The organism is Arthrobacter sp. NPDC056886, from assembly GCF_042788715.1.
Classification (GTDB): Bacteria; Actinomycetota; Actinomycetes; order Actinomycetales; family Micrococcaceae; genus Arthrobacter.
In genome coordinates, this window is record NZ_JBHUBT010000002.1 from 133,372 (window position 1) to 153,905 (window position 20,534).

19 protein-coding genes and 1 riboswitch are annotated in these 20,534 nt (G+C 66.7%); of the genes, 10 read left to right on the plus strand and 9 right to left on the minus strand.

Annotated features, from left to right (window positions below; translation table 11 throughout):
* The 3 genes from ACFRJ8_RS03725 to ACFRJ8_RS03735 are packed head-to-tail and all read left to right on the plus strand — an operon-like array spanning position 1 to position 2,427.
* Entirely contained in the window at positions 1 to 747 is a 747-nt protein-coding gene (locus ACFRJ8_RS03725; protein ID WP_377984804.1) for a DedA family protein, read from the plus strand.
* A gap of 5 nt (positions 748 to 752) precedes the next feature.
* Positions 753 to 1,430: a response regulator transcription factor gene (locus ACFRJ8_RS03730; RefSeq protein WP_377984805.1), complete on the plus strand. Its 678-nt coding sequence runs from the start codon at positions 753 to 755 to the stop codon at positions 1,428 to 1,430.
* Positions 1,423 to 2,427: a sensor histidine kinase gene (locus tag ACFRJ8_RS03735; RefSeq protein WP_377984806.1), complete on the plus strand. Its 1,005-nt coding sequence runs from the start codon at positions 1,423 to 1,425 to the stop codon at positions 2,425 to 2,427. The genes ACFRJ8_RS03730 and ACFRJ8_RS03735 overlap by 8 nt, the downstream gene beginning before the upstream one ends.
* A 97-nt stretch (positions 2,428 to 2,524) precedes the next feature.
* Here ACFRJ8_RS03735 and ACFRJ8_RS03740 read toward each other — a convergent pair whose 3' ends face one another.
* Positions 2,525 to 3,223, minus strand: coding sequence for a hypothetical protein (locus ACFRJ8_RS03740; protein ID WP_377984807.1), 699 nt, complete (start codon positions 3,221 to 3,223; stop codon positions 2,525 to 2,527).
* Positions 3,224 to 3,227: 4 nt separating this feature from the next.
* A riboswitch (cyclic di-AMP (ydaO/yuaA leader) is annotated at positions 3,228 to 3,398 on the minus strand.
* A 203-nt stretch (positions 3,399 to 3,601) separates the two neighbouring features.
* Here ACFRJ8_RS03740 and ACFRJ8_RS03745 point away from each other — a divergent pair.
* Positions 3,602 to 3,880 carry a hypothetical protein gene (locus tag ACFRJ8_RS03745; RefSeq protein ID WP_377984808.1) on the plus strand — a complete coding sequence of 93 codons (279 nt, stop codon included), beginning with the start codon at positions 3,602 to 3,604 and terminating at the stop codon, positions 3,878 to 3,880.
* Positions 3,877 to 5,091, plus strand: coding sequence for a cation:proton antiporter (locus tag ACFRJ8_RS03750; RefSeq protein ID WP_377984809.1), 1,215 nt, complete (start codon positions 3,877 to 3,879; stop codon positions 5,089 to 5,091). Before ACFRJ8_RS03745 ends, ACFRJ8_RS03750 begins: the two co-directional genes overlap by 4 nt.
* A gap of 73 nt (positions 5,092 to 5,164) precedes the next feature.
* On the opposite strand, the gene ACFRJ8_RS03755 is transcribed toward ACFRJ8_RS03750, so the two are convergent.
* Positions 5,165 to 5,857, minus strand: a complete 693-nt coding sequence (locus ACFRJ8_RS03755) for a DNA alkylation repair protein (protein WP_377984810.1) — start codon at positions 5,855 to 5,857, stop codon at positions 5,165 to 5,167.
* Positions 5,858 to 6,215: 358 nt separating this feature from the next.
* Here ACFRJ8_RS03755 and ACFRJ8_RS03760 point away from each other — a divergent pair, with 358 nt between their 5' ends.
* The gene (locus tag ACFRJ8_RS03760; RefSeq protein WP_377984811.1) at positions 6,216 to 7,268 is read left to right on the plus strand and encodes a glycoside hydrolase family 16 protein; all 1,053 of its coding nucleotides are present in this window, start codon (positions 6,216 to 6,218) and stop codon (positions 7,266 to 7,268) included.
* 91 nt (positions 7,269 to 7,359) lie between these two features.
* On the opposite strand, the gene ACFRJ8_RS03765 is transcribed toward ACFRJ8_RS03760, so the two are convergent.
* Complete coding sequence (locus ACFRJ8_RS03765; RefSeq protein ID WP_377984813.1) at positions 7,360 to 8,013, minus strand: aspartate/glutamate racemase family protein; 654 nt, start codon at positions 8,011 to 8,013, stop codon at positions 7,360 to 7,362.
* 322 nt (positions 8,014 to 8,335) lie between these two features.
* On the opposite strand from ACFRJ8_RS03765, the gene ACFRJ8_RS03770 reads away from it, so the two are divergent.
* On the plus strand, positions 8,336 to 8,656 hold the full coding sequence (locus ACFRJ8_RS03770) for a hypothetical protein (RefSeq protein WP_377984814.1): 321 nt from the start codon (positions 8,336 to 8,338) through the stop codon (positions 8,654 to 8,656).
* A 44-nt stretch (positions 8,657 to 8,700) separates the two neighbouring features.
* Here the strand turns inward: ACFRJ8_RS03770 and ACFRJ8_RS03775 are convergent, their stop codons facing one another.
* The 4 genes from ACFRJ8_RS03775 to ACFRJ8_RS03790 all read right to left on the minus strand — a co-directional run bounded on the left by ACFRJ8_RS03775 (position 8,701) and on the right by ACFRJ8_RS03790 (position 15,448).
* Positions 8,701 to 9,699 carry a dienelactone hydrolase family protein gene (locus ACFRJ8_RS03775; protein ID WP_377984815.1) on the minus strand — a complete coding sequence of 333 codons (999 nt, stop codon included), beginning with the start codon at positions 9,697 to 9,699 and terminating at the stop codon, positions 8,701 to 8,703.
* Positions 9,700 to 9,828: 129 nt separating this feature from the next.
* A complete protein-coding gene (locus ACFRJ8_RS03780; RefSeq protein WP_377984816.1) occupies positions 9,829 to 10,257 on the minus strand; it encodes a nuclear transport factor 2 family protein in 429 nt (142 codons plus the stop codon).
* Positions 10,258 to 10,511: 254 nt separating this feature from the next.
* Positions 10,512 to 13,985 carry a choice-of-anchor D domain-containing protein gene (locus ACFRJ8_RS03785; protein WP_377984817.1) on the minus strand — a complete coding sequence of 1,158 codons (3,474 nt, stop codon included), beginning with the start codon at positions 13,983 to 13,985 and terminating at the stop codon, positions 10,512 to 10,514.
* Positions 13,986 to 14,626: 641 nt separating this feature from the next.
* Positions 14,627 to 15,448 carry a nuclease-related domain-containing protein gene (locus tag ACFRJ8_RS03790; RefSeq protein WP_377984818.1) on the minus strand — a complete coding sequence of 274 codons (822 nt, stop codon included), beginning with the start codon at positions 15,446 to 15,448 and terminating at the stop codon, positions 14,627 to 14,629.
* A 114-nt stretch (positions 15,449 to 15,562) separates the two neighbouring features.
* Between ACFRJ8_RS03790 and ACFRJ8_RS03795 the strand changes: the two genes are divergently transcribed.
* Both ACFRJ8_RS03795 and ACFRJ8_RS03800 read left to right on the plus strand, forming a co-directional pair.
* Positions 15,563 to 16,258, plus strand: a complete 696-nt coding sequence (locus ACFRJ8_RS03795) for a maleylpyruvate isomerase family mycothiol-dependent enzyme (protein ID WP_377984819.1) — start codon at positions 15,563 to 15,565, stop codon at positions 16,256 to 16,258.
* Positions 16,259 to 16,363: 105 nt separating this feature from the next.
* Positions 16,364 to 17,389: a Gfo/Idh/MocA family protein gene (locus tag ACFRJ8_RS03800; protein WP_377984820.1), complete on the plus strand. Its 1,026-nt coding sequence runs from the start codon at positions 16,364 to 16,366 to the stop codon at positions 17,387 to 17,389.
* Between the two features lie 51 nt (positions 17,390 to 17,440).
* On the opposite strand, the gene ACFRJ8_RS03805 is transcribed toward ACFRJ8_RS03800, so the two are convergent.
* Both ACFRJ8_RS03805 and ACFRJ8_RS03810 read right to left on the minus strand, forming a co-directional pair.
* Positions 17,441 to 18,559, minus strand: a complete 1,119-nt coding sequence (locus ACFRJ8_RS03805; RefSeq protein ID WP_377984821.1) for an aminotransferase class V-fold PLP-dependent enzyme — start codon at positions 18,557 to 18,559, stop codon at positions 17,441 to 17,443.
* A gap of 12 nt (positions 18,560 to 18,571) precedes the next feature.
* The gene (locus ACFRJ8_RS03810; RefSeq protein ID WP_377984822.1) at positions 18,572 to 19,087 is read right to left on the minus strand and encodes a DUF664 domain-containing protein; all 516 of its coding nucleotides are present in this window, start codon (positions 19,085 to 19,087) and stop codon (positions 18,572 to 18,574) included.
* Between the two features lie 194 nt (positions 19,088 to 19,281).
* Between ACFRJ8_RS03810 and ACFRJ8_RS03815 the strand changes: the two genes are divergently transcribed.
* A complete protein-coding gene (locus ACFRJ8_RS03815) occupies positions 19,282 to 20,391 on the plus strand; it encodes a HoxN/HupN/NixA family nickel/cobalt transporter (protein WP_377984823.1) in 1,110 nt (369 codons plus the stop codon).
* The last annotated feature ends 143 nt before the right edge of the window (positions 20,392 to 20,534 follow it).

Below are 20,534 nucleotides of genomic sequence, written 5' to 3' on the forward strand. Positions count from 1 at the left end.
ATGCTCGCCCTGGACGTCTATTCCTTACTACCGGCCGCCGACGCCGCGGGTACACCGTCACTGCTGGATCCGGCAAGCCTGCTCGCCGGGCTGGGTCCGGCAGCTTTGGGTGTCATCGCGCTCATGGTCTTCATCGAATCGGGCGTGCTCTTTCCCTTCCTTCCCGGTGACTCGCTGCTGTTCACCGCAGGCCTTCTGCACCAGCAGCTGCAACTGACGCTGCCGGTGCTGATCGGCGTCGTCACTGCTGCTGCCGTCGCCGGGGACCAGGTCGGCTACATGCTGGGACGGAAATTTGGTCGTCGATGGTTCAAGGACGATGCCCGGATCCTGAAGACAGCGCACCTGACCACCACGGAGGACTTCTTCCGCCGCCACGGCGGGGCCGCCGTCGTGCTGGCCCGCTTCGTCCCCATGGTCAGGACGTTCGCCCCGCTTACCGCCGGGATCGCGCGCTATGACTACAAGTCCTTCACCCTCTGGAACATCGCCGGGGCTGCGGCATGGGCCGTCTCCGTAACGATGCTTGGCACCTGGTTGGGACACTTTGACCTCGTCGCCAAGAATATTGACGTCATTGCAGTGGCCATGGTCCTCATCTCCGTGGTGCCGTGGGTGGTGCAGCTCCTCAAGCGCCGCCGCAACAGCCGACGCTCCGACCACCCCACCGCAGGCACTACAGCAGGCGACACGGCCGGGGGAACCGAGGACGGACTGCGGACTGAGGAAATGGCCGCGGAAGAATAGCTGTCATGACTACCGCTGACCGCCCGTCCCTGCTGCTCGTGGAGGACGACGACGTCCTGGGACCGCTCATCGCCGAGCTCCTGGACCCGGATTACCGCGTCCAGTTGGTCACCAACGGCCGTGAGGGCCTCCACCGCGGGCTCACCGGGACCTGGGATGTCATGGTGATCGACCGCGGGCTGCCGGTAATGGACGGCATCGCCCTGATCGCGGCGCTGCGGTCGCAGGGCATTGCCACGCCCATCCTGATCCTGACCGCGCTGGGCGATGCCGACGAAAAGGTCAGGGGCCTGGACGCCGGCGCAAACGATTACGTGACCAAGCCGTTCGACGCCGGCGAACTGGCAGCACGCCTGCGCGCACTGACGCGCACCTTCACTTCTCCGGCCCCGGCACGGGTGATGATCGGGGACTGGGAACTGGATTCGACGCAGCGCACTGTCCGGTCCGTGTACGGGCAGACGGTGTCGCTGACGGCGAAAGAAGGCCAGCTGCTCGCCGCCCTGGCCGCGGAACCCGGCCGCGTCTTCACCCGGGACGAACTCCTCACTGCGTACTTCCACCCCTCGGATCAGCCCGGCGTGATCGATACGTATGTTCACCACCTGCGCCGGAAGATCTCCAAGGCCGTCATCCGCACGGTGCACGGCCTCGGCTACCAGATTGGCGATGCTCATGAGTAACGGCGGAAACGGCGGAAATCCGGACCACTCCATCCTGCGCAAGGCCTCGCTCAAGGTCGCGCTGCGGATCAGCGCCGCGTGCGCGGTCATGGTCATCGGGCTGCTTGCCGCCACGGCGCTTTACCTCCTAAATCAACTGGCCCATCCCGAAATGCCAGGCTCCGCGGCGGCCGGGACGGCCTACGCATACTTGGATTCCAGAGATGTCCTCGAAGCCATGGTCATCGCCGGGGTGGCGGGAATCTTGCTCGCAGGCATCGTCGGGTGGCTCAGTGCGCGCAGCGCCATCCGCCCCCTCGGTGATGCTCTGGCCAGGCAACGGCGCTTCGTCCAGGACGCGAGCCACGAATTGCGCACACCCTTGACCATCCTGGACACCAGGATCCAGCTTGCCCAGCGCAACACCGTGCCCGGCTCCAGGCAAGGCCAAGACCTTGCCAGTATCCGGGAGGACGCAGCAACGCTGACCGGGATTGTCAACGAACTGCTCCTCGCAGCAACCGCGGAAGCCCCGGACCGCTCCGCACCGCCTGCCGACCTTGCCGACGCTGCCGCCAGCGTCGCAGGCAGCCTCCAGCAGGTCGCGGACCAGCGTAAGGTGCGCCTGAATTTCGTGGCCGATGCCCGGCCGCTGGCCCGGATCGAGAAGAATGCACTGAGCCGTGCCGTACTTGCACTGGCGGACAACGCCCTTGCCCACACGCCTGAGGGCGGCCAGGTGTCCATCACGACGTCGATCGAGCAGAGCCGCGCCGTCATCACCGTGGCGGACACGGGGACCGGCATCACCGGCGTCGATCAGGCCCGAATCTTTGATCGCTTCGTGCGGACCGCCAGCACTGACGCTTTACAGGGACAGCGGAGCTTTGGGATCGGCCTGGCCTTGGTGCGGGAGATCGCCGTCGCTGCCGGGGGCACCGTCGAGGTGGCCGCGACGGGTGCCGAGGGCACGGTCATGAAATTCACGCTTCCGCTGGCCGGGCACGGAAACCCCTGAGAACCATATGCACAGAAAAGACCGGCGATCGATTGCCCCCAAGGGAATCGATCGCCGGTCTTTCCGGACTGTCTGGCCCTGGAAGGGGCAGTGCGGCTTAGGCGCGGACGAAGGTCACGCCGCCGGTCGCGGTGAGCCAGGACAGCGGGTGGACCATCGTCTGGTTCTTACCGTTCATGCCGCCACTGACCACCTGGCCGTTGCCGGCGTAGATGCCAACGTGACCGGACTGGACCACCATGTCGCCGGGCTTCGGGGCTGCAACGATGGTTCCGAGGCCAAGGAAGGCCCGGGGACCGATGTCACCGACAGGCTTGCCCGCGGCGCCAAGGGCCTTTTCCACCATGGCGGTGCAGTCCTGGGTGATGCCCACCTGGCTGTACGCGGCCGAGAGCATGATGGCGTTGCGTCCGGCGGCAGCGGGTGCCGCGGCAGGCGCTGCCGGAGCGGACTGCACCTTGATGGTTGCCTTGGGTGCAGCGGCCGGTGCTGCTGCAGGCGCAGCAGCACGGGCAACGGCGGGGGCCGCGGCGGGAGCCGGCGCCGCGGCAACGGGCTTTTCGATCACCGGTGCTGCGACCGTAGCTACCGCCGGGCGGTCAAAGCTGATCTTGACGCTTGAATCGGCGTTGACGGGAGCACTGACCAGTGCGTTGACGTCAACTTTGGACGCCGGAGCGGAGTCGCGCTGCGCAGGTGTTACGGCTGCGTTGGCTGCCATTCCGCTGGTGAGGACCAGGCCGGATGCGGCGGCGAGGACGGCGGCATGGCGCGCAAAAGTATTGATTGAAGACATGAGTGTAGCCTCTCCCAGTGCCTGCGAGGTGAGCTGTCGGATTCGGATGGGAGTCACCCGGCCGCACTCCCGGGCCCGTCGCTGCGGGCACTGTGCGGCTTCACCCCAAGACCTGCGTAATCAGCAGGCCAAATGTGGTTTCCCCGTCTCTGCCGGTAGTTGATGCGAGTTATCCCCGGGCCGCGGCAGAGTTAGGCAATCGGCTGGGGAGCGCCCGTATCGGAGACAACAGGCGCCTATCCACCGTAACGCGAACCGCATGCAAATGTCACATTCAGGTAACGGCGGCCACACTACGGTCCCTCATTGCCCATGGGGCGGCGCCGCATCCGAACGTAGGATGATGCCATCAGCACCACGCCGGAGCGGAGGCCCGAAATGAACAGCCACTGTGTCGCCATCTGCCAGCTGAGTAATCAGCCCCACGCGGATTTCGACGTCAACACCGAGCTGCTGATCCTGGACGGCCGGGACGTTCACGTGACCACGTGGGACGCGGAACCGCGCGACGGCGGCTTCGACGAGCACGTCCTCAATGATCGGGTGGACGCCCTCGGGTACATGGTTGTCAATGACTGGGCCTTCCTGGACGGGAAGGCCTACGCGGTGGTGGAGCGGCGGTCAGGCCCGGTACCGGCCCGCGGCGGCGAGCCGTGACATTCCTCTCCCTGGCGCTGATCGCCGTCGTCGCCCTGGCCGGCCCCCTGCTGGCGCTGCCGGTGCGCTGGCGGTTGCCAGTGGTTCTGGGCGAACTGCTGGCCGGCATCGCGATCGGACGCTCAGGGCTGGGCTTGGTGGACCCTGCGGACCCGACGTTTATTCTGCTGGCCAACATCGGGTTCGCGCTGATGATGTTTGTGGCCGGGACCCACGTTCCCGTGAGGGATCCCCAGATCCGCTCCGCCCTCGGCCACGGCTCTCGCCGGGCTATTGCGGCCGCAGCGGCAGCGGTGGCGGTCGGAACCGGCATCGGCCTGCTCTTCGGGACTGGACATGCTCCCCTCTACGCAGTGCTGCTGGCGTCATCGTCGGCCGCCTTGGTTCTTCCGATCATCGATTCGCTGCGGCTCGGCGGACCCCATGTCATCGCCATGACCGCGCAGGTGGCCATCGCGGACATAGCCTGCATTGTGGCGTTGCCGGTCCTCGTGGACCCGCCGCACGCAGGCCGCGCGGCGCTGGGCGTGCTCACGGTGACCGGCTGCGCGGTGGTGCTCTATTTCGTCCTGCGCTGGCTCGATCGAAGGGGAATCAACGGGCGCATGCACCGACTTTCGGAAAGCCGCAAGTTTGCCCTCGAGCTGCGGATCCAGCTGGTCGTCCTCTTCGCCCTGGCCGCAGTCGCGACGTGGAGCAACGTGTCCGTGATGTTGGCAGGCTTTTCCCTCGGCCTTGTGGTGGCTGCCGTCGGCGAACCGAGGCGGCTGGCCCGGCAACTGTTCGCCCTCAGCGACGGTTTCCTGGGGCCAGTGTTCTTCGTGTGGCTTGGTGCATCACTAACGCTCAAGGACTTGGCGGGGCATCCGGACATGATCGCCCTCGGACTGGCCCTCGGAGCCGGGACCCTGCTGACGCACGCCGGCCTGGCCTTCCTGGGGCTTCCGCTGCCCCTCGGGGTGTTGTCGGCGGCCCAACTCGGCATACCGGTGGCGGCGGCGAGCATCGGCACGCAGCTTCAGGTCCTGATCCCGGGCGAGGCTGCGGCCCTGCTGGTCGGCGCGCTGGTCACCATAGCCGCGAGCGCCGTCGCCGGCTCGCGGGCGGCGAGGACATTCGCGCTGCCCGCAAATGCCGGTGGCAGGTCCGGCGACGCCGGCAGCGCCGTCGGACCGGGAGATCCCGGCGGTCCGGGAGATCCGAAAATCTGAAAGTGCGGACGACGGGAAGCCCGAACGGCCGGCAGCCCGAACCAGGTCCGGGCCGGCGCCACCACCCGGGTCTTCACCCACCAGCGGAGGTGAATTGCAGCTCCGGCCTCCTCGTTGCCATCTCGGCCAAGACCCGGGAAACCGCGTCCCGGACCACAGCGCCGTCGCCGTCGTCGAACGGCCCTTGAGTCTCGCCGAGCACCGCATTGGCGTGACGGACAAATCTGTCCCAGTCCCCCGCACCCGCGCGCAGCGCCTGCAGCGGCGAGAGCAGCGCGGCCCGGCGCAGCCAGGCATCGGGCTCGCGCATCCATCGGTCCAGCACGCTATCAGCCCGCACCCTGGCCAGAACGTCGAGGCCGCCCACCAATGGGCCGACGACGTCGACGGCCAGCGGATCCACGAGGTCCCGCACCTGCGCCTCCCGGATGAAGCCCTCGAGCCGGGTGAGGTCGGAGTTGGTCAGCAGCTTCACATTGGCCTGGAGCAGGACCACCGCGGCCTGCCTGCGCTCGAAAACCGGCACCGTCCCCAGTTTCGAGCCCCACAGTTCAGAACTCAGCGCAGTGATTTCATCGTGTGACAGCCCTGGATAGCGGCGGCCGGCGTCCCGGACCGTCCCGCGCACGGCTCCCATAGAGGTGCCGTAGAACCGGAGGCCCTTGCCGCCTGGCTCCATCTCCAGCCGCGACGCCAGCCCGTCCGCACGGCGCCAGGAACTCTCCCGCTGCAGCGAGAGGTCGATGAATTCGCCAGCATCACTCACCCGTCCATTCTTTCGCGTGGGCGCCAGAAAATGCCGTGAACCCGACCCGAGAGGTTTGCAGGTCAAGGTAACGTTCCGGTAACGTAGGCCACTGGCCGCGAAGGCCTGGCCCGAATGCAGGGCCCCCGGACCGCCCCTTCTCAGGGCCCGGTTGCGCCGTTCGGCGTCTGCTCGCCCGTGCTCTGGCAGCAGGGGCCCGATGTTGCTTCCCGCACTCGCCACCGCCCTGGCAGCGACGGTTGTGTGCGCCCGTTACAAAGCCCGGAGGGGTCCGTTGTTCAAAGAAACACCGTCCAAACACGCACAGCCGACGCCACCACGCCTCAAGACACCACAGCTGCACAAAATAGCGATTGCGTTGAGCTTGGGCGCACTGTCCCTGACCGGGTGCAGCGCAGCTCCCACCGCCGGTGCCGTAGACCCCTCTCCTGCCACCCAGGCCTCGCGTCCTGCCGCGGACTCCACGTCAGCTGCGGCCACCAAGGCCTTGCGTCCTGCGGCGGCTTCCACATCCCCGGCGGCCGCAGCGCCTAAGACGGCGAAGCCGTCGGCCCCCAAACCCGTCGGCGGCACCGCCGCTGCAACGGCGGATCCGGGGGTCGAAGCGGCACCGGCAGCCGCCGTCGCTCCGGCCGTCCCCGCGGCACCGGCGGCCGCCGTCGCACCGGCCGCCGCACAAGCGGCAGTCACTACGGGCTCGACGCCGGCCGCCGCGCCCGGCGCGCCCGTTGCGGCCCAGGCCGCCGTCGCCGCGACCGGCGGCGGCTCGCAAGCCGCCACCGCCCGGGGCTGGGGTGCAGTTGTTGCAGGCGACGAATTCTCCAAGGCCGGCGCCCCCGACCCCACCAAGTGGAGCGTCTTCAAGGGAACCGGACATGCAGGCAAGGGCGTGCGGAGCCCGCAGGCCTGGTCGGTCGCCAATGGCGTGGCCACGGTCAGCGGCAACTCGGCCGGCACCACGGGCGGCATGTCGGCAAAATTCGCACAGCAGAAATACGGCAAATGGGAGACGCGCATGCGGACCAGCGCCCGGGACCCGAAGTACCACCCCGTGCTGATCCTGTGGCCCAACAACAACACCTCCCCCAACTGCGCCGAGATCGACTACGCCGAGGGCAGCACCAACACCACGCAGATCAAATTCTTCCTGCACTACGCCTGCGGCGGCTCGAACTTCCAGACCACTGCGGCCAAGACGATCGACACCACCCAGTGGCACAACTACGCCGTGGAATGGACTCCCACAGGCATCACGGGGTACATCGACGGCGTGAAGATCTTCTCCGACACGAACCGCGCGCACCTGCCGTCCGTGGGCATGCATCAGACGCTGCAGCTGGATTGGTTCCCTAACGGGTCCGCCACCAAGCCTTCGCAGATGCAGGTCGACTGGGTCCGCGTCTACAAGTAAGACCGGCTCAGCACCAGGCAGCCCCGCGCCCCATGAGGGTGCGGGGCTGTCTTGTCGTGGAATGATTTCGCGCCGCCACCGGCGGCGGAACTCAAACCTCCTGAAGTTCCCGGGCCACCACCGCAGAGACGAGCATGGAGCCGGCAGCCGTCACGGCGTCGATGACCGGGACCCCGAGCCGTCGACGGAGCACGTCGGCCATGCCGATGCTGCTCAGGCCCGTGCTGGCCTGGACGATCACGTCGGCGCCGGCATCAACCAGCATGTGGGCCGCGGCGAGGGCGTCGAAGATCCCGGCAGGCATGAGGAACGCGTCGGGCGTTTCGACCCGTCCCTCCCCATCAATGAGCAGCATGCGCTCCCCCAGCGCTTCCGAAATCGGACCCGGTACGTGGGCGCCGAGTCCCAGGACCCCAATCCGACCTCCAAAGGTCAGTGCGGCGGCCGCGGCAGCGGAGCCTGCCCCGATGACCGGGATGTCCACGGCGGCCCGGGCGGCGGCCAGCCCGGGGTCGGACGCGCAGCTGATAATCAGGGCGTCGGCGTCCAGCGCCATTTCCCGGGCCAACTCGACTACCTTGGGTGCCGCGGAATCGAGCGACGCCTGGTTGTAGACGCCGGACGGCTGGTCCGGAATACAGCGGGAGGCGACGGTAAAGCCGAATGCTTCCTGCAGAAGTTTCCCGTGGGCGTGGAGCAGGCGTCGGTCCGACGTCGTCATCACCCGGATCAGTCCAACACGCATGGCGTACTACCTTTCGAACGGATTCCTTGCTGCGAAGCTACACGGCCAGTATTTCCACGTCTTTTCGGGCAGGTGACCAACACAAGTACATGCCGTGGATTCATGCTCCGGCGCCGGCGGCCGTCCCCATTGTGGGGGCCGCGATACCGGAACTTGTGCATCACCTTGGCGAAAACTTCGCTCCAATTAACGTTGGCGGCCCGGCGCCGTTGTATGGTTTGTCACGGTGGCCCGCCTTCGGGTCCGGGTACCATGCCCGGGATGGGGGGAAGGCGGCAGGCCGGTTCCGGACTCAGCCGGGACGATGATCGAAGGAATAGCCATGTCGGTGGAGCCCTCGTCCACTTCAGAACGCCCCGAAGAAGGGGATCCCCATGACCTGGTATCCGGTGCGGAACAAGCCGCATCTGCCGATGCCATCCAGCATCAGGCCAGCAGAATCATTGACGCGGTCCTCGCCGACACCGCTCCGGACCACCGCCGGGCACGGGAGTTGCTCCGCCAGCAGATTGCTGCTCATCCCGGACACCCAGAACGTGCCCTGATGGAACACCTTCTGGCGTTAAAGGCGCTGAGCGGGCCCTATGACGGGACGCCGGACGCTGGCGGCCCGATTCAGCCAGAGTTTGCCTCGGGCGAATAAGCAGCCCCACGCTGGCTGGTAAGTGTTCCAGGCGGCCGCGCCACTCACACGTACTTGCCGAACCACGCGAGCGTATCGTTCCACGCGGCGGTGGCCTGCTCCTGGTTGTAGCGCGGCCCCGTGTCGTTGTGGAAGGCATGGTCAACGCCCGGATAGATCTTGAGCTCGTGCCGAACGTCGGTCTTGTCCAAGGCATCCCGGAGGGCCGGCATGGCTCCGGTGATCCGCTGGTCCTGTTCGGCGTAGACGCCAAAGACAGCCGCCTTGATGGCCGCGAGCTTGTCCAGATCAGGTGCTGGTCCATAAAACGCTGAGGTCGCCAACAGGTCCGGGATCGCCGTCGCCGACTGCCAGGTGATGCCGCCGCCGAAGCAGAAGCCGTTCATGGCGATCCGCCCCTTGTCAACGAATTCCTGGCTGTTCAGGTAGTCGAATCCTGCGGCGAAGTCGGAGACGTGACGCTGGGCCCCGGCCTGAGTCAGCGCTCCCGGGACCGCGTCGGGGTCCATACCCGCGGTACCGCCTTCCCTGCTCAGCAGATCCAGGGCCAGTGCCGCGTACCCGGCCTTGGCGTAACGGCGTGCCACATCCTGGATATGTGGCGTCAGCCCGCGGTTCTCGTGGCAGATCAGCACGGCCGGCCCGGCGGTCCCGTTGTCGGGCCGGGCGAGATAGCCACTGATATCGGTGCCGCCCGCAGCGAACTTCACCGTCGACGTCGTGAGTCCGGCCGCCCCTTCCGGGACGGACAGCGGGCTCTTGGCCCCCGGCACTGCGCCCGCGGACGCGCTCGCGGTTCCCGGCGGGGACGATGTCGGCGTCGGCATGGGGTCCGTGCTGCGGGGAACCTCTTCGGGCGTGCAGCCAACCAAGAGCATCGCTGCCGAGGCCGCAGCCATGCTGCCCATGATGAACGCCACCCGGCGCGTGAACGTCCGCTGGCTCATGGCGCCCGAGCGGTAATCGTCGAAGAATTCCTCAATAAGGTACTTCTCAAACTTGCCAAGCTGGGTCATGGCGGCCTCCTCCAGTGTGCCGATCATCCTCCTCCGAAGTCAGATTTCAGGCAAGGGTCCTGCAAGGTGACCGGCCCGGCGGCGCCAGCTCCGGAAGCAGACCAAACCGCGTCGGCGCGGGCGCAGCCTTCCTCCGGCCGCCTGAAGCCAACCAACTCAGTCCGCTGCGCCCGGTGACTGCTCCTGCCGGCGGCCCGTCAGTGTCTGGACGGCCTCGGAGATACCCACGTCCTGTCGTTCAAGCTCTTCCATGTATAGCGTTCCACTAGTTATGAGGCCGTCCTCCGTCTCGAAGATCGTCACGCCACGCATGTCAAAGGGCTGCCCGTCGCTGCGGGTGCCGGTCCAGGTCCATTCGCTCCACGTGGTGCTACCGTCATCCACGGAGCGGAGCATTTCTGCGCGAAAATCGGGAATGCCAGCGAATATCGCCGCCCAGTTCGCGTGCATCTGCGCCCGTCCTACAAATGCCCTGGCCGGGTGGGCCGGTTGCACGCTGTTGTACGACTCATGAAACAACGCGGCGGCTGCCTCAAGGTCGTGGTCATTGAACGCAGCAAGCAGGCGCTGGATAACTTGGCTCATCAGATCACTCCTCGGCGCGGCGGAGCTTGTGCGCGGTCTCATGCGTCAGCGCGAGGATGAACCTCGATGATGAACCGCAATATTGCCGGAAATCCGCCTGCCTCCATCTTCAGCCCTCGCCGCTCCCGCCCGCTACCAGGCCGTCCAAGCCCCACCAGCGACCAGGCCGACCACGCCCAGCCCGCGGCGAGGCCGATTAAGTCCAGACGCCAATAGGGTCCGGAAGCTCCGGACCCTATTGACGTCGGAAACCGCTATCCAGTGACCTGCCTTGTGCTCGAGCTCCAGGTCAGGCGGCCGCGCTGAAAGTCCGATGCCCGGCCGCCGGAAACCGAGTACTCGTCCCTAGTCGGATAGCCCAGTCGGCTTTTCTCCCAGCCAAGCGATGCCCACCTGGATCGGATCGCGCCGGCGATCCAGTGCGCCCCCGTCTTCGGCGACCAGTAGATCGAGTGCCCAACCGCACCGGAGAAGTGGTTGTACCGCCCCACCCCGTCCGGCGTGGCCATCTCGTCGGTAGTCGGATAGCCCAGTGGTCCGGTTTCCCAGCCCTGGGACCCCCAATCGGTGCGGATCGCACCGCTGATCCAGTGCGCCCCCGTCTTCGGTGACCAGTAGATGGAGTGCCCGACCGTACCCGAGAAATGGTTGAACTTCCCTATCTTGTCCGGCGAGGCCTTCTCGTCGGTGGTCGGATAGCCCAGCGGCCCGGTTTCCCAGCCCAGAGACCCCCACTTGGTCCGGATCGCACCGCTGATCCAGTGCGCCCCCGTCTTCGGCGACCAATAGATCGAGTGCCCAACCACACCCGAGAAATGGTTGTACTTCCCTATCTTGTCCGGCGAGCTCTTCGTGTCGGTGGTCGGATAGCCCAGCGGTCCTGCCTCCCAGCCTAGGGATGCCCATTTAGCGCGGATTTCGCCCTGGATATCGTGCGCCCCGGTGGTCGGGGTCCAATAAATTGAGGACCCACCCGAACCGGAGAAGTGGACGTACCGCCCCACCCCGTCCGGGGTAGCTTTCTCGTCGGTGGTCGGGAAGCCGAGCGCACCGGCGGCACCGCCGGCGGCCTTATAACGGCCGTAGATCCCACCCAGGAGCGCATGCGCCCCGGTCGAGGGAGACCAGCAGATCACACCTCGCACGTAGTCCTGGCACTTCCCGCCCGCCACGTCATACTCCAGGGCCAGCGACCGGCCAAGGTCCGACCTCGGGTCGCCGGCACCAACCTTCCACGCGTAGGCAGCTATCGGGTCGTCCGTGCCCTTCCCTGTGAGCATCGTCTTGAGCGCGCCCTGGCCGTCGTCCGCAGTGATCAGGTAGAAGGTGTCCAGAGTTCCGGCCTGACCCACTTTCGTCGGAGTAAACGTCACGGACTGATAAGCAGACTCACCTGCAGGAATCTTCAACCCCTCGGCGATGGGACTGTCTGTGGAGAAGACCCCCTGGGGCGCCTTCGCCTTTGTGATGGTCATGGGGACGTTGCCGGTGTTCGTGATCTGGAAAGCCCGGGTGACTGAGGTCCCGACGGGGACATCACCAAAGTCCAGCGCGCCCGGCATTTCCAGGTGCGCCGCGCCGGAGACGGCGGTCGCTGCCACCTTTACAGTCACGTTCCCGCGGTCACTGGCGACGACGAGGGCATCGGTCACCGGACCAGCCGACGTGGGACTGAACAAAATGGACACGGCAAGCGACGCGAGTGGCTGGACCGTCCGCCCCACGACCGGCACCGTGGCGGGATCGACGCTGAGCTGTGCGTTAGCCGGCAATGTAACTCCGGTGATCTTGGCGACGGTCGTGCCGGTGTTGACGATATTGACCGTCCCCCGGCTGACCGTTTTTGTTGGGACGTCCGTGAACTGCACCGTCGCCGGCGTCGCGCCCAGTCCGTCCTTGGTACCGACACCGTGGACGCCGAGAAGGTTGGTCTCGCCGTCGGCCGTTTTGACCGTGAGCGTGCCGTCTGCCTGGCCCGCAACCGCCGGCGAGAACGTCACGGGGACCGTCATGCTGCCGCCTTTCGCCAGCGTCCGAGGCAATGTCAGCGTTGATCCAAGACCGAACGGGGCATTGGCTGTGATGGTGTTGACCGTCACCGCCCGCGACGCCGTGATGGTCACGGTTCCCGTGCGAGTAGAGCCCACTGGGGCTGTGCCCAGGTCGGTGTTCGTCGCCCCTACCGCTGACGTTGTCGGGGCGCCGAAGCCTATGACCTGCCCGTCCCTGGTGCCGACGTATACCCGGCCCCGGTCGGTGGCCACCGAGGAGAACTTGGCTCCGGTACCCAAGGGGGCGCTAAACACCTCCTTGAGGTTCCCGGTGCTGTCCGGGAGTGCACGGTAGGCGCGGAGTTCCGCACCGGCCCCCGTACCTCCGCTGACGTAGACCACCCACACCAAGGCCGAGGACCCGTCCGTGCCGGAGGACGTCACCACCGGCGTACCCGAGCTGAATCCGAACGTGCCGGTGGACGTCCCAACGGCGGCGAGGCTGACCCCGCCCGCAGCACTCGGCACGAGCTTGAACGCGCGAAGGTACCCGTTGCTCTCGACGACGTAGACGTATCCACCAGTGCTGGTCCCGAGGAATGCCGGCTTTCCCCACACGCCGTTGTATGGACCGGCTTTGTCCAGGACGGCGTCGGTTCCGCCCGGCCCCTGCGCCATGCCGCCCAGGTTGTCCCGGTCCAGCAGGTACATGGTTCCGTCCTTGCCGATTTGGGCCAGCAGGTGCGGGTGCGCAGCGGTGCCGTAGCCGTCCGGGATTGCAAGGGGAGCACCCGCTCCCAGATCGGCGTCGTTGAGGTTCAGCTTCGCGTTGTTGGCTGGGCTGAAGAAGTCGGTGGGGGCCAGGTTGCCGTCACTGCCGACCCGGAGCCGGACCACCGCCTCTGCCAGAGTGGAGGGCGGTTTTGTTCCCGGACCTGGTTTGGGGGAAATGCCGTTCCCCGTGGTGAGCAGGATCTGACCGGGACCGTCGGACACCAGTCCTCCGCCGGATTGCCAGATACCTCCCTCCGCGTTGGCGTTGCCCGATTCGGTCGCCCACATCGTCGTCTGCCGGCCGGCGGTCGATACGCCGACCACATAGCCGACGAACGGCGCGTAGTCGCAGTGGCTGGCAAATCCCGCATACACGACCCCGTTCAAGAGCAGCAACCCGGGACGCTGCATCGCTGTCATCGGGTTGAACGGGCGGCTGGGGTCATTTGTCGGCGCGCCCTGGATGACGACGGGGAACCCGGGCTTCTCCGCACCGGTCACCACATCCAGGGCGTGCATGTACCAGTGCGGGAGCTTGGCATTTGCGCCGTCATTCGTCTTCGCGAGCAGGTAGACGCTCTTCGTCGCCGGGTCGTAGACGGGAGTGGACGTGACTCCGATATTGGGCGTGAGGTCACCGCAGCCCACCGTCGACGCCGGCCACGCTGGCCCGAGTTTGCGAGTCCACTTTGCAGCGCCCGTGGCGCTGTCCAGCCCGTAGACCGCATTGTTTTCCGTCGCCGCAATGACGGTACTGCCGACTACGAGCGGCTGGGCGTACACCTGCCCATCCACTTTGGCGGAGAATAGCCTGCCGAAGTTCGAGGAGGCGACCGCCGACGGCGAGAGCCCGGGCTCGTCCTTGTCCCAGCCAGACCGCAGTGAATCGTAGGCGATGGTCCCAACGTCCGCGACGGCGGGCCCAGTCAGTGACAGCCCGGCAAGTGCGAGCGATGCTGACAACAGGGACGCCCAGGCACCTCGGGACCACGGGCGTTGCCGGGCCCAAGTTGCGCGGATTGGGGCCGCTCGATGCTTCCGGCGATGCGGCGGCCCTCCCATCCGTCCACCGCGTTGACGGCCACTTAAATGGCCGGACGACACCCAAGTTTCTGTTTGATCACCCATGGTTGAGACCCGTTTCTGACCACTACATTGACTTTATTAACCCAGTACTTCGGAGCCTAAAAGCGGGGGTTTGGCGAGCGCGCGAGTGGTTGCTACTCGACTTCTCGGGAGCGATTCGCGTTTTCTTCCGGCGGCTACTTGGCGGCTACTTGGGCGCACGCAAGTGCCTACTTGCTTCGCCGGAAATGCCGGGCGAAGGCGGCCCCTCGTTCTGGCGCGGAGCGCATCATTTTCAGTCGCGAGGAAGGGCCGCACATGGCAGCTAAGGGAAGTGCGCAACTAGGCGATGCGCTCAGCCAGGGGAAGTGCCAGCCAACGGAAATGTGAGGGTCTGGGGAATGCGCGGGCATGGGGAATTGCCGGGCTGGCAGGGCCGTCCCCCATGGGGTTCAGGCGGGCGTGCGGGAGCGTCTCAGCGTCCCGGCCCGAGTTTTTTGAGCGACGGCGGCGCGCGCCTTTCGCTGGAGGGGTCTCCTCTACCGGTTCATCATTGCGTGCAGGATTGCCGCACCCAGCGGACTGGCCGTGGCCACCACCAAAAAGCCCGCGGCGGGAACGCCAAGCGCCCACGCAACCCGGCGCCGTCGTGCCTGATCAACCAGCCTCCGGAGGGCGGCGAAGTTCGATTTGAGCTCATCCGGTTTGCCTTGGAAAGCGGGCTTTGTGTGCCAGGTCCTGGCATTCACGGCAGCGGCAGTGACGCGTTGGACGTGTTCCGCGTCCAGCACAGGTTTGCGCCGCTGCAGAAAGCCCAGGAGCTGCCGATCGCTCAGCACAATCACCTGCGCTGGCTTCTCCCTGACCGTCAGCCGCTTGGGTTCCACGATCACCACCACCGCCGTGACGTCGACCGCGGCGCCCACTGCGGTGCTGAGCAGTTTCGAGGCCCGGGCGCCCTCGTGCGCGGAGTTGTAGAGGTGGCGGAGTTTCTTTCCTGAGACCATCAGGGTTTGCCCCGCTACCCAAATTGATTGACCCGCATGGTTCTTGGTGTTGAGGGTAAAGACGCCGGCGGGACCGACCAGCACATGATCGATGTCCGCCCAGCCCGAGCCCACGGGGACGGCATGCAGCACCAGCCATTCGGGCCCGAGCTTTGCCAGAACCCTGCCCACGGCGATCTCGCCCAGCGCACCCCGGTACCAGGGCCAGCTGGCGTCGCTCAGCGGACTGGCACCGAACACGCGCCTGAGCAGCGAACGCGGCGGAACGAGCTCCTGGACTGCGAGCAGCTCCTCGATCACGGACTGAGCCGCAAACCGCTCAGTCAACGGCGCCGACGCCGGATATCCGCTCATTGCGGCGACGCTCGTGTGGGACGCATGCGAGGCAGTTTAGGCGCACAAGCCAGGCCCGTTGGGAGGCGGTCGCGGCGCGCCGGAATCTTTGCTTCGTCGCGTTAGGCTCATCCCATGTCGCCCGATCGATACCTGGCCGAGCTCGCCGGCTTCCTGGACCATCTCGGCACGCTCGCCCGGCAGCCGGAGGACCGGCTAGCCCTCACCGTTCCGGCATGCCCTGGCTGGACGCTCGAGCAACTGTTCGGGCATCTCGGTTCGATCGAGCGCTGGGCCGCCGCCGTGGTTCGCGGGGGCGCCTTCGTCAAAGAACCGGCACCGCCGGCCGAGGGCGCCGCGGCCTGGTTCCTCGAGGGGACGGAATCCTTTCTCGAGACCATGACGGCACTTGACCCCGAGAAACCTTGTTGGGACTTCGGGCCGCCGCCGCACACCGCCGGGTTCTGGCTTCGGCGCCAGGCCCACGAACACTCCATCCACCTCAGCGACGCCTGCCAGGCGCTTGGCCAGCAGATCCCCGCCATGGGGGACGACTTCATGCTCGACGGCGTCGACGAGGTCCTGGCGATGTTCGCGCCGCGCCAGCTGCGACTGGGCCGGATGCCCCACCCGGACAAGGCCGTCACCTTCCAGGTGCCCGGGACCGCGGGCTGGACACTGGGCCCGGGTCCGGCCGTGGCATGGATCTCCGCCCCAGCGCGCGACATGTACCTGGGCCTCTGGGGCCGAACCAACCTGGAAGATGTCGCCCTCATTAAAGGTGATGCCGACGCTGCCCTGCGCGTGCTCCGGGGCCCGCTCACACCGTGAGCGACAGATTTCGGGCTTAGGATACGAACACGTCCTGGGAAGCTGCCGGCGCAACTAATGGAGCCCGACGCTTTCGTGACCACACCCCGAAGGGAACCCACCGCAATGTCAGACCACGCCACACCCGGTACCGCAGATCCCGCCCAGCCAGCTCCGAGGTGGGGCATTCTCGGCACAGGGTTCATCGCCGGGCTGCAGACGCCGGACCTGATCGGCAACGGCTCATTGGTCCAGGCCGTGGGCTCCCGAAACCTGGCGTCGGCTAGGGATTTCGCGGCCCGGTTTCAGATCCCCACGTCCCATGGAAGCTACGAGGACCTCGTGGCCGACCCGAAGGTGGATATTGTCTACATTTCGACGCCGCACCCGTTCCACCACGAAAATGCGCTGTTGGCCCTGAACGCCGGCAAACACGTGCTGGTTGAAAAGCCCTTCACCATGAACGCCTGGCAGGCGCGGGAAATTGTGGAGCTCGCCGAGTCGAAGGGACTGATCGCGCTGGAGGCCATGTGGACCCGCTATCTTCCGCACATGGTCCGAATCCGTGAAGTGATTCGATCCGGCGCGCTGGGCGACGTCCGGACAGTAATCGCGGACCACAACCAGAATCTACCCAAGGATCCGACGCACCGCCTCAATGACCCTGCACTGGGCGGCGGGGCGCTCCTGGACCTGGGCATTTACCCCGTGTCCTTCGTCTTCGATGTCTTCGGAGCGCCGGCCAGCATCCGGGCAGCAGCCAGCATGACGAAAACCGGTGTTGACCGGCAGACGGCCATGATTTTCGAGTACGGGGACGGGCAGCAGTCCGTGCTGCACTGCGCCCTGGACACAGCGGGTCCGAACCAGGCCTCGATTATCGGCACCGAAGGCCGAATCGAGATCTCGTCAGTCTGGTACGAGCGCACGGCCTTCACGCGGTACGACGCCGACGGCAACGTCGTCGAGCGCTTCGAAGAGCCCGTCACCGGCCGCGGAATGCAATACCAGGCGCGGGAAATGGAGCGGCTCATTGCGGCGGGCGCCACTGCCAACGACATCCTGCCGCCTCGGCAGAGTGTTCAGGTCATGGAGGCCTTGGACGAGGTCAGGCGCCAGATCGGCCTAACCTACAGCAGCGACAGGAACTAGGACAGGCGCGCCTCACAGCCCAGCCCCCTGAGAGGGATGTCGGGTGCCCGTTCAGCCGCGTCCGATCAACTGGGCCACGCGGTCGAGCTCTTCTTCCAGGTTGTAGAAGTGTACGGCCAGCCGAATCCTACCCTCGCGGACCGACGCCACCACGTTGGCCTGGCGGAACCGCGCCACCACCGCCTCGGTGTCTCTCACGGCGACGGAGACGATGGTCGAGCGGTGCTGCTCGGTGAAAGGCCGGAAGTCGCAGCCCTCCGCCGCCAGGGCGTCCTGCAGGCGAAGCGCGAGCCGGACGTTGCGTTCGAGCAAGGCGCTGATGCCGAACCGGCGGAAGATGCCGAGGGCCGCCCGCTCGGCCAGGGCGGGAAACCACGCCAACGAGGCATCGAGCTTCGAGGCCGTGGGTGAGAGGTCCATGGCCGGTCCGTAGAAGCTCCCGGCAGGGTTGCGGGCGGCCTTCCAGCCCGGGCCGACGGGCTGGAGGCGGTCCAGCAGCCCGCTGCGGACATAGAGGTAGCCCATGCCCCGGGAGCCGAGCAGGAACTTGTGGCTGGCGGCGGCCAGGAAATCCACGCCGTCGCGCACCACGTCCAGCGGCACCGCGCCCGCCGCCTGGCAGGCGTCGACGAAGAACCAGGCGCCGGAGCGGGCAGCGACCCGGCCGAGCGCGGCCAGGTCGGCCCGGTAACCGTTGGCCGAATGAACGGCGCTTACGGCGATCAGGCGCGTGCCGCCGTCGGCGGCCTGCCCAAACGCCTCGGCCGTCACGCCGTCGCCAGCCGGTGCCACGGCGCGGACTTCGTAGCCGCGCTCGCGGAGCAGGAGCCAGGGATAGTAGTTCGAGACGAATTCGTTCTCGGCGACCACCACGTTCTCGCCGTGCTTCGCGGGCGGCAGGTTGGCGGCCACGATCCCGGCGGCTGAGCTCACCGCCGGAACGATTGCGATCTCCCCGGCCGTGGCGCCGACGATCTCCGCGAACATGGAGCGGGCCTCCTCCCCTGCCCGCTCGGCTTCCAGCCAGTCGAACCGGCCGGCAGACCAGCGCTCGACCGCCAGTTCGTAGGCCTCCCGGGCGGGGGCGCAGCCGACATTCATGGTCGCGGTGTTGAGATAGATGGTGTCCTTGAGCCCGGGGAAGAGCTGGCGGATGTCGGCGGCGTGCATGGCTGGAACCGCCTAACCGTGCCCGTGCTCCGGGTTCAGGCCCCTCGCGTAGGCCGCCTGCCCGACGTGCTGGAGGCAATCGGCAATCGTGCTGACCAGCCGTACCCCGAGCGTGACGGGCGGGTCCCAGCGGGTATCGACGATGCGGTCGAGGTCGTCGTCGCCGAGGGTCGTCAGGAATTCCACGGTCTGCCGGTGAACAGCGTCGTAGTACTCGAGCAACAGCTCCGGCGGCGCTTGCACCGCGTCGACCTGTCCGCTCGTGTGGCCGTAGCCGGTGTCCCGCTTGGAAAGGGGCATGTCGAAGCGGGCGGCAAACCCCTGCGAGGTCCAGACCTGGTCAAGGCCGGCGGCCGAAGCCAGTTGCGCGTCCTCGACCCGGCCGAGGTGCCAGATGAGCCAGGCCATCGAGTTCCCAGTGCCCGCGGGGCGTCGGAGCAACGTGGCATCGTCAACCCCTGCCAGGGCGCCGGCCACCGTCTCGTGGATCCGGCCGAAGGCGTCCAGCAGCAGTTCATTGGATTTCATCGAGTCCCCTCGCTGTTCATCATTGGGTGCTGTTCATGATCGGTGAGCCCCATGCTTGCATGGCGGCCGCACCGGCGGATAGGGCCGAGCGTCGCGGCCCCGCCGCGCACGCGAAGTTAGAGCCTGCGGCAACCCGCCGGGCACAGTCCACGGGGTCTTGGCAGCGGCGACCCCCGCGCCTACCCTTACGAACTATGAGCAACTTGTTGCCAGTAGCGCAGCCGGAGCGACCGACAAGCAGTCGCTGGGAACGCCGGGACAAGTTCCATCTCGCGGGCATCACCGGCTTCGTCATCCTGCTCAATGTGGTCGGCTGGAGTGTGCTGACGCTGGCCGTGGCTCCGCAGAACTTCGCCCTGGGCCGCTCCGGTGTGTACGGGGTCGGGCTGGGCGTTACTGCCTTTCTGTTGGGAGTGCGGCACGCGTTCGACGCCGACCACATCGCCGTCATCGACAACACCACCCGCAAGCTGGTCGGCGAGGGAAAGACCGCGCTGGGGGTGGGCTTCTGGTTCTCGCTGGGCCACTCGACCGTCGTGTTCGGCGCGGCACTGCTCCTGGCCCTCGGCGTGAGATCGATGGCCGGCAGCGTGCAGAACGAGGACTCGGCCCTGATACAGACACTCGGGCTGGTGGGAAGCGTCGTCGCTGGAACATTCCTTATCCTGATCGGGCTGGTGAACCTCGTCTCGGTGATTGGCATCGTCCGGGTCTTCCGCGGGATGCGCACCGGCGAACTGAACGAGGCCGAGCTTGAGCATCAGCTCAGCAACCGGGGCTTCCTGGCTCGACTGCTTAGCGGAACAATCCGCCGGATCGCCAAGCCATGGCACGTCTATCCGGTCGGCCTGCTGATGGGTCTGGGATTCGACACCGCGTCCCAGATTGCCTTGCTCCTACTCGCAGCGGGTTCCGCGGCCTTCTCCTTGCCCTGGTACGCCATCCTGGTCCTCCCCGTGCTGTTCGCCGCCGGGATGAGCATCGTCGACACCGCCGACGGCGTGTTCATGTCCAGGGCGTACGGGTGGGCATTCCTCAAGCCGGTCCGCAAGGTGTTCTACAACCTCACAGTCACGGTGCTCTCGGTGGTAGTGGCCCTGGTGATCGGCGTCATCGTGCTGCTCGGGCTCGTGGCAGACAAGCTGGGAATCGATTCAGGGCCGGCGGCCACCATCGGCTCGCTGGAGCTGGAAAACGTCGGGTACATCATCGTCGGCCTCTTCGTGGTCATCTGGCTGATCGCGCTCGCCGTCTGGAAATTTGGCCGGATCGAGCAGCGCTGGAGCCAATCCGGCACCGGCTGAGGCCCCTGCGGCGCAGGGCGGCCAGCGCGGTGTGATGAATCTCTCAGTACGTGATGGGTGCCGGTGGAGTTCCCGATTCGCCGGGCACTTCCGGACCCGGCGGCTGCTTCCGAGGCGATCTTCCCGGATCGGATGAATTATCT

What these genes read in the sequence shown, in the direction of transcription:
- ACFRJ8_RS03725 (WP_377984804.1), top strand. Translation starts at nt 1, where the DNA reads ATGCTCGCCCTGGACGTCTATTCCTTACTACCGGCCGCCGACGCCGCG.
- ACFRJ8_RS03730 (WP_377984805.1), top strand. Translation starts at nt 753, where the DNA reads ATGACTACCGCTGACCGCCCGTCCCTGCTGCTCGTGGAGGACGACGAC.
- ACFRJ8_RS03735 (WP_377984806.1), top strand. Translation starts at nt 1,423, where the DNA reads ATGAGTAACGGCGGAAACGGCGGAAATCCGGACCACTCCATCCTGCGC.
- ACFRJ8_RS03740 (WP_377984807.1), bottom strand. Translation starts at nt 3,223, where the DNA reads ATGTCTTCAATCAATACTTTTGCGCGCCATGCCGCCGTCCTCGCCGCC.
- ACFRJ8_RS03745 (WP_377984808.1), top strand. Translation starts at nt 3,602, where the DNA reads ATGAACAGCCACTGTGTCGCCATCTGCCAGCTGAGTAATCAGCCCCAC.
- ACFRJ8_RS03765 (WP_377984813.1), bottom strand. Translation starts at nt 8,013, where the DNA reads ATGCGTGTTGGACTGATCCGGGTGATGACGACGTCGGACCGACGCCTG.
- ACFRJ8_RS03770 (WP_377984814.1), top strand. Translation starts at nt 8,336, where the DNA reads ATGTCGGTGGAGCCCTCGTCCACTTCAGAACGCCCCGAAGAAGGGGAT.
- ACFRJ8_RS03775 (WP_377984815.1), bottom strand. Translation starts at nt 9,699, where the DNA reads ATGATCGGCACACTGGAGGAGGCCGCCATGACCCAGCTTGGCAAGTTT.
- ACFRJ8_RS03780 (WP_377984816.1), bottom strand. Translation starts at nt 10,257, where the DNA reads ATGAGCCAAGTTATCCAGCGCCTGCTTGCTGCGTTCAATGACCACGAC.
- ACFRJ8_RS03790 (WP_377984818.1), bottom strand. Translation starts at nt 15,448, where the DNA reads ATGAGCGGATATCCGGCGTCGGCGCCGTTGACTGAGCGGTTTGCGGCT.
- ACFRJ8_RS03795 (WP_377984819.1), top strand. Translation starts at nt 15,563, where the DNA reads ATGTCGCCCGATCGATACCTGGCCGAGCTCGCCGGCTTCCTGGACCAT.
- ACFRJ8_RS03800 (WP_377984820.1), top strand. Translation starts at nt 16,364, where the DNA reads ATGTCAGACCACGCCACACCCGGTACCGCAGATCCCGCCCAGCCAGCT.
- ACFRJ8_RS03805 (WP_377984821.1), bottom strand. Translation starts at nt 18,559, where the DNA reads ATGCACGCCGCCGACATCCGCCAGCTCTTCCCCGGGCTCAAGGACACC.
- ACFRJ8_RS03810 (WP_377984822.1), bottom strand. Translation starts at nt 19,087, where the DNA reads ATGAAATCCAATGAACTGCTGCTGGACGCCTTCGGCCGGATCCACGAG.
- ACFRJ8_RS03815 (WP_377984823.1), top strand. Translation starts at nt 19,282, where the DNA reads ATGAGCAACTTGTTGCCAGTAGCGCAGCCGGAGCGACCGACAAGCAGT.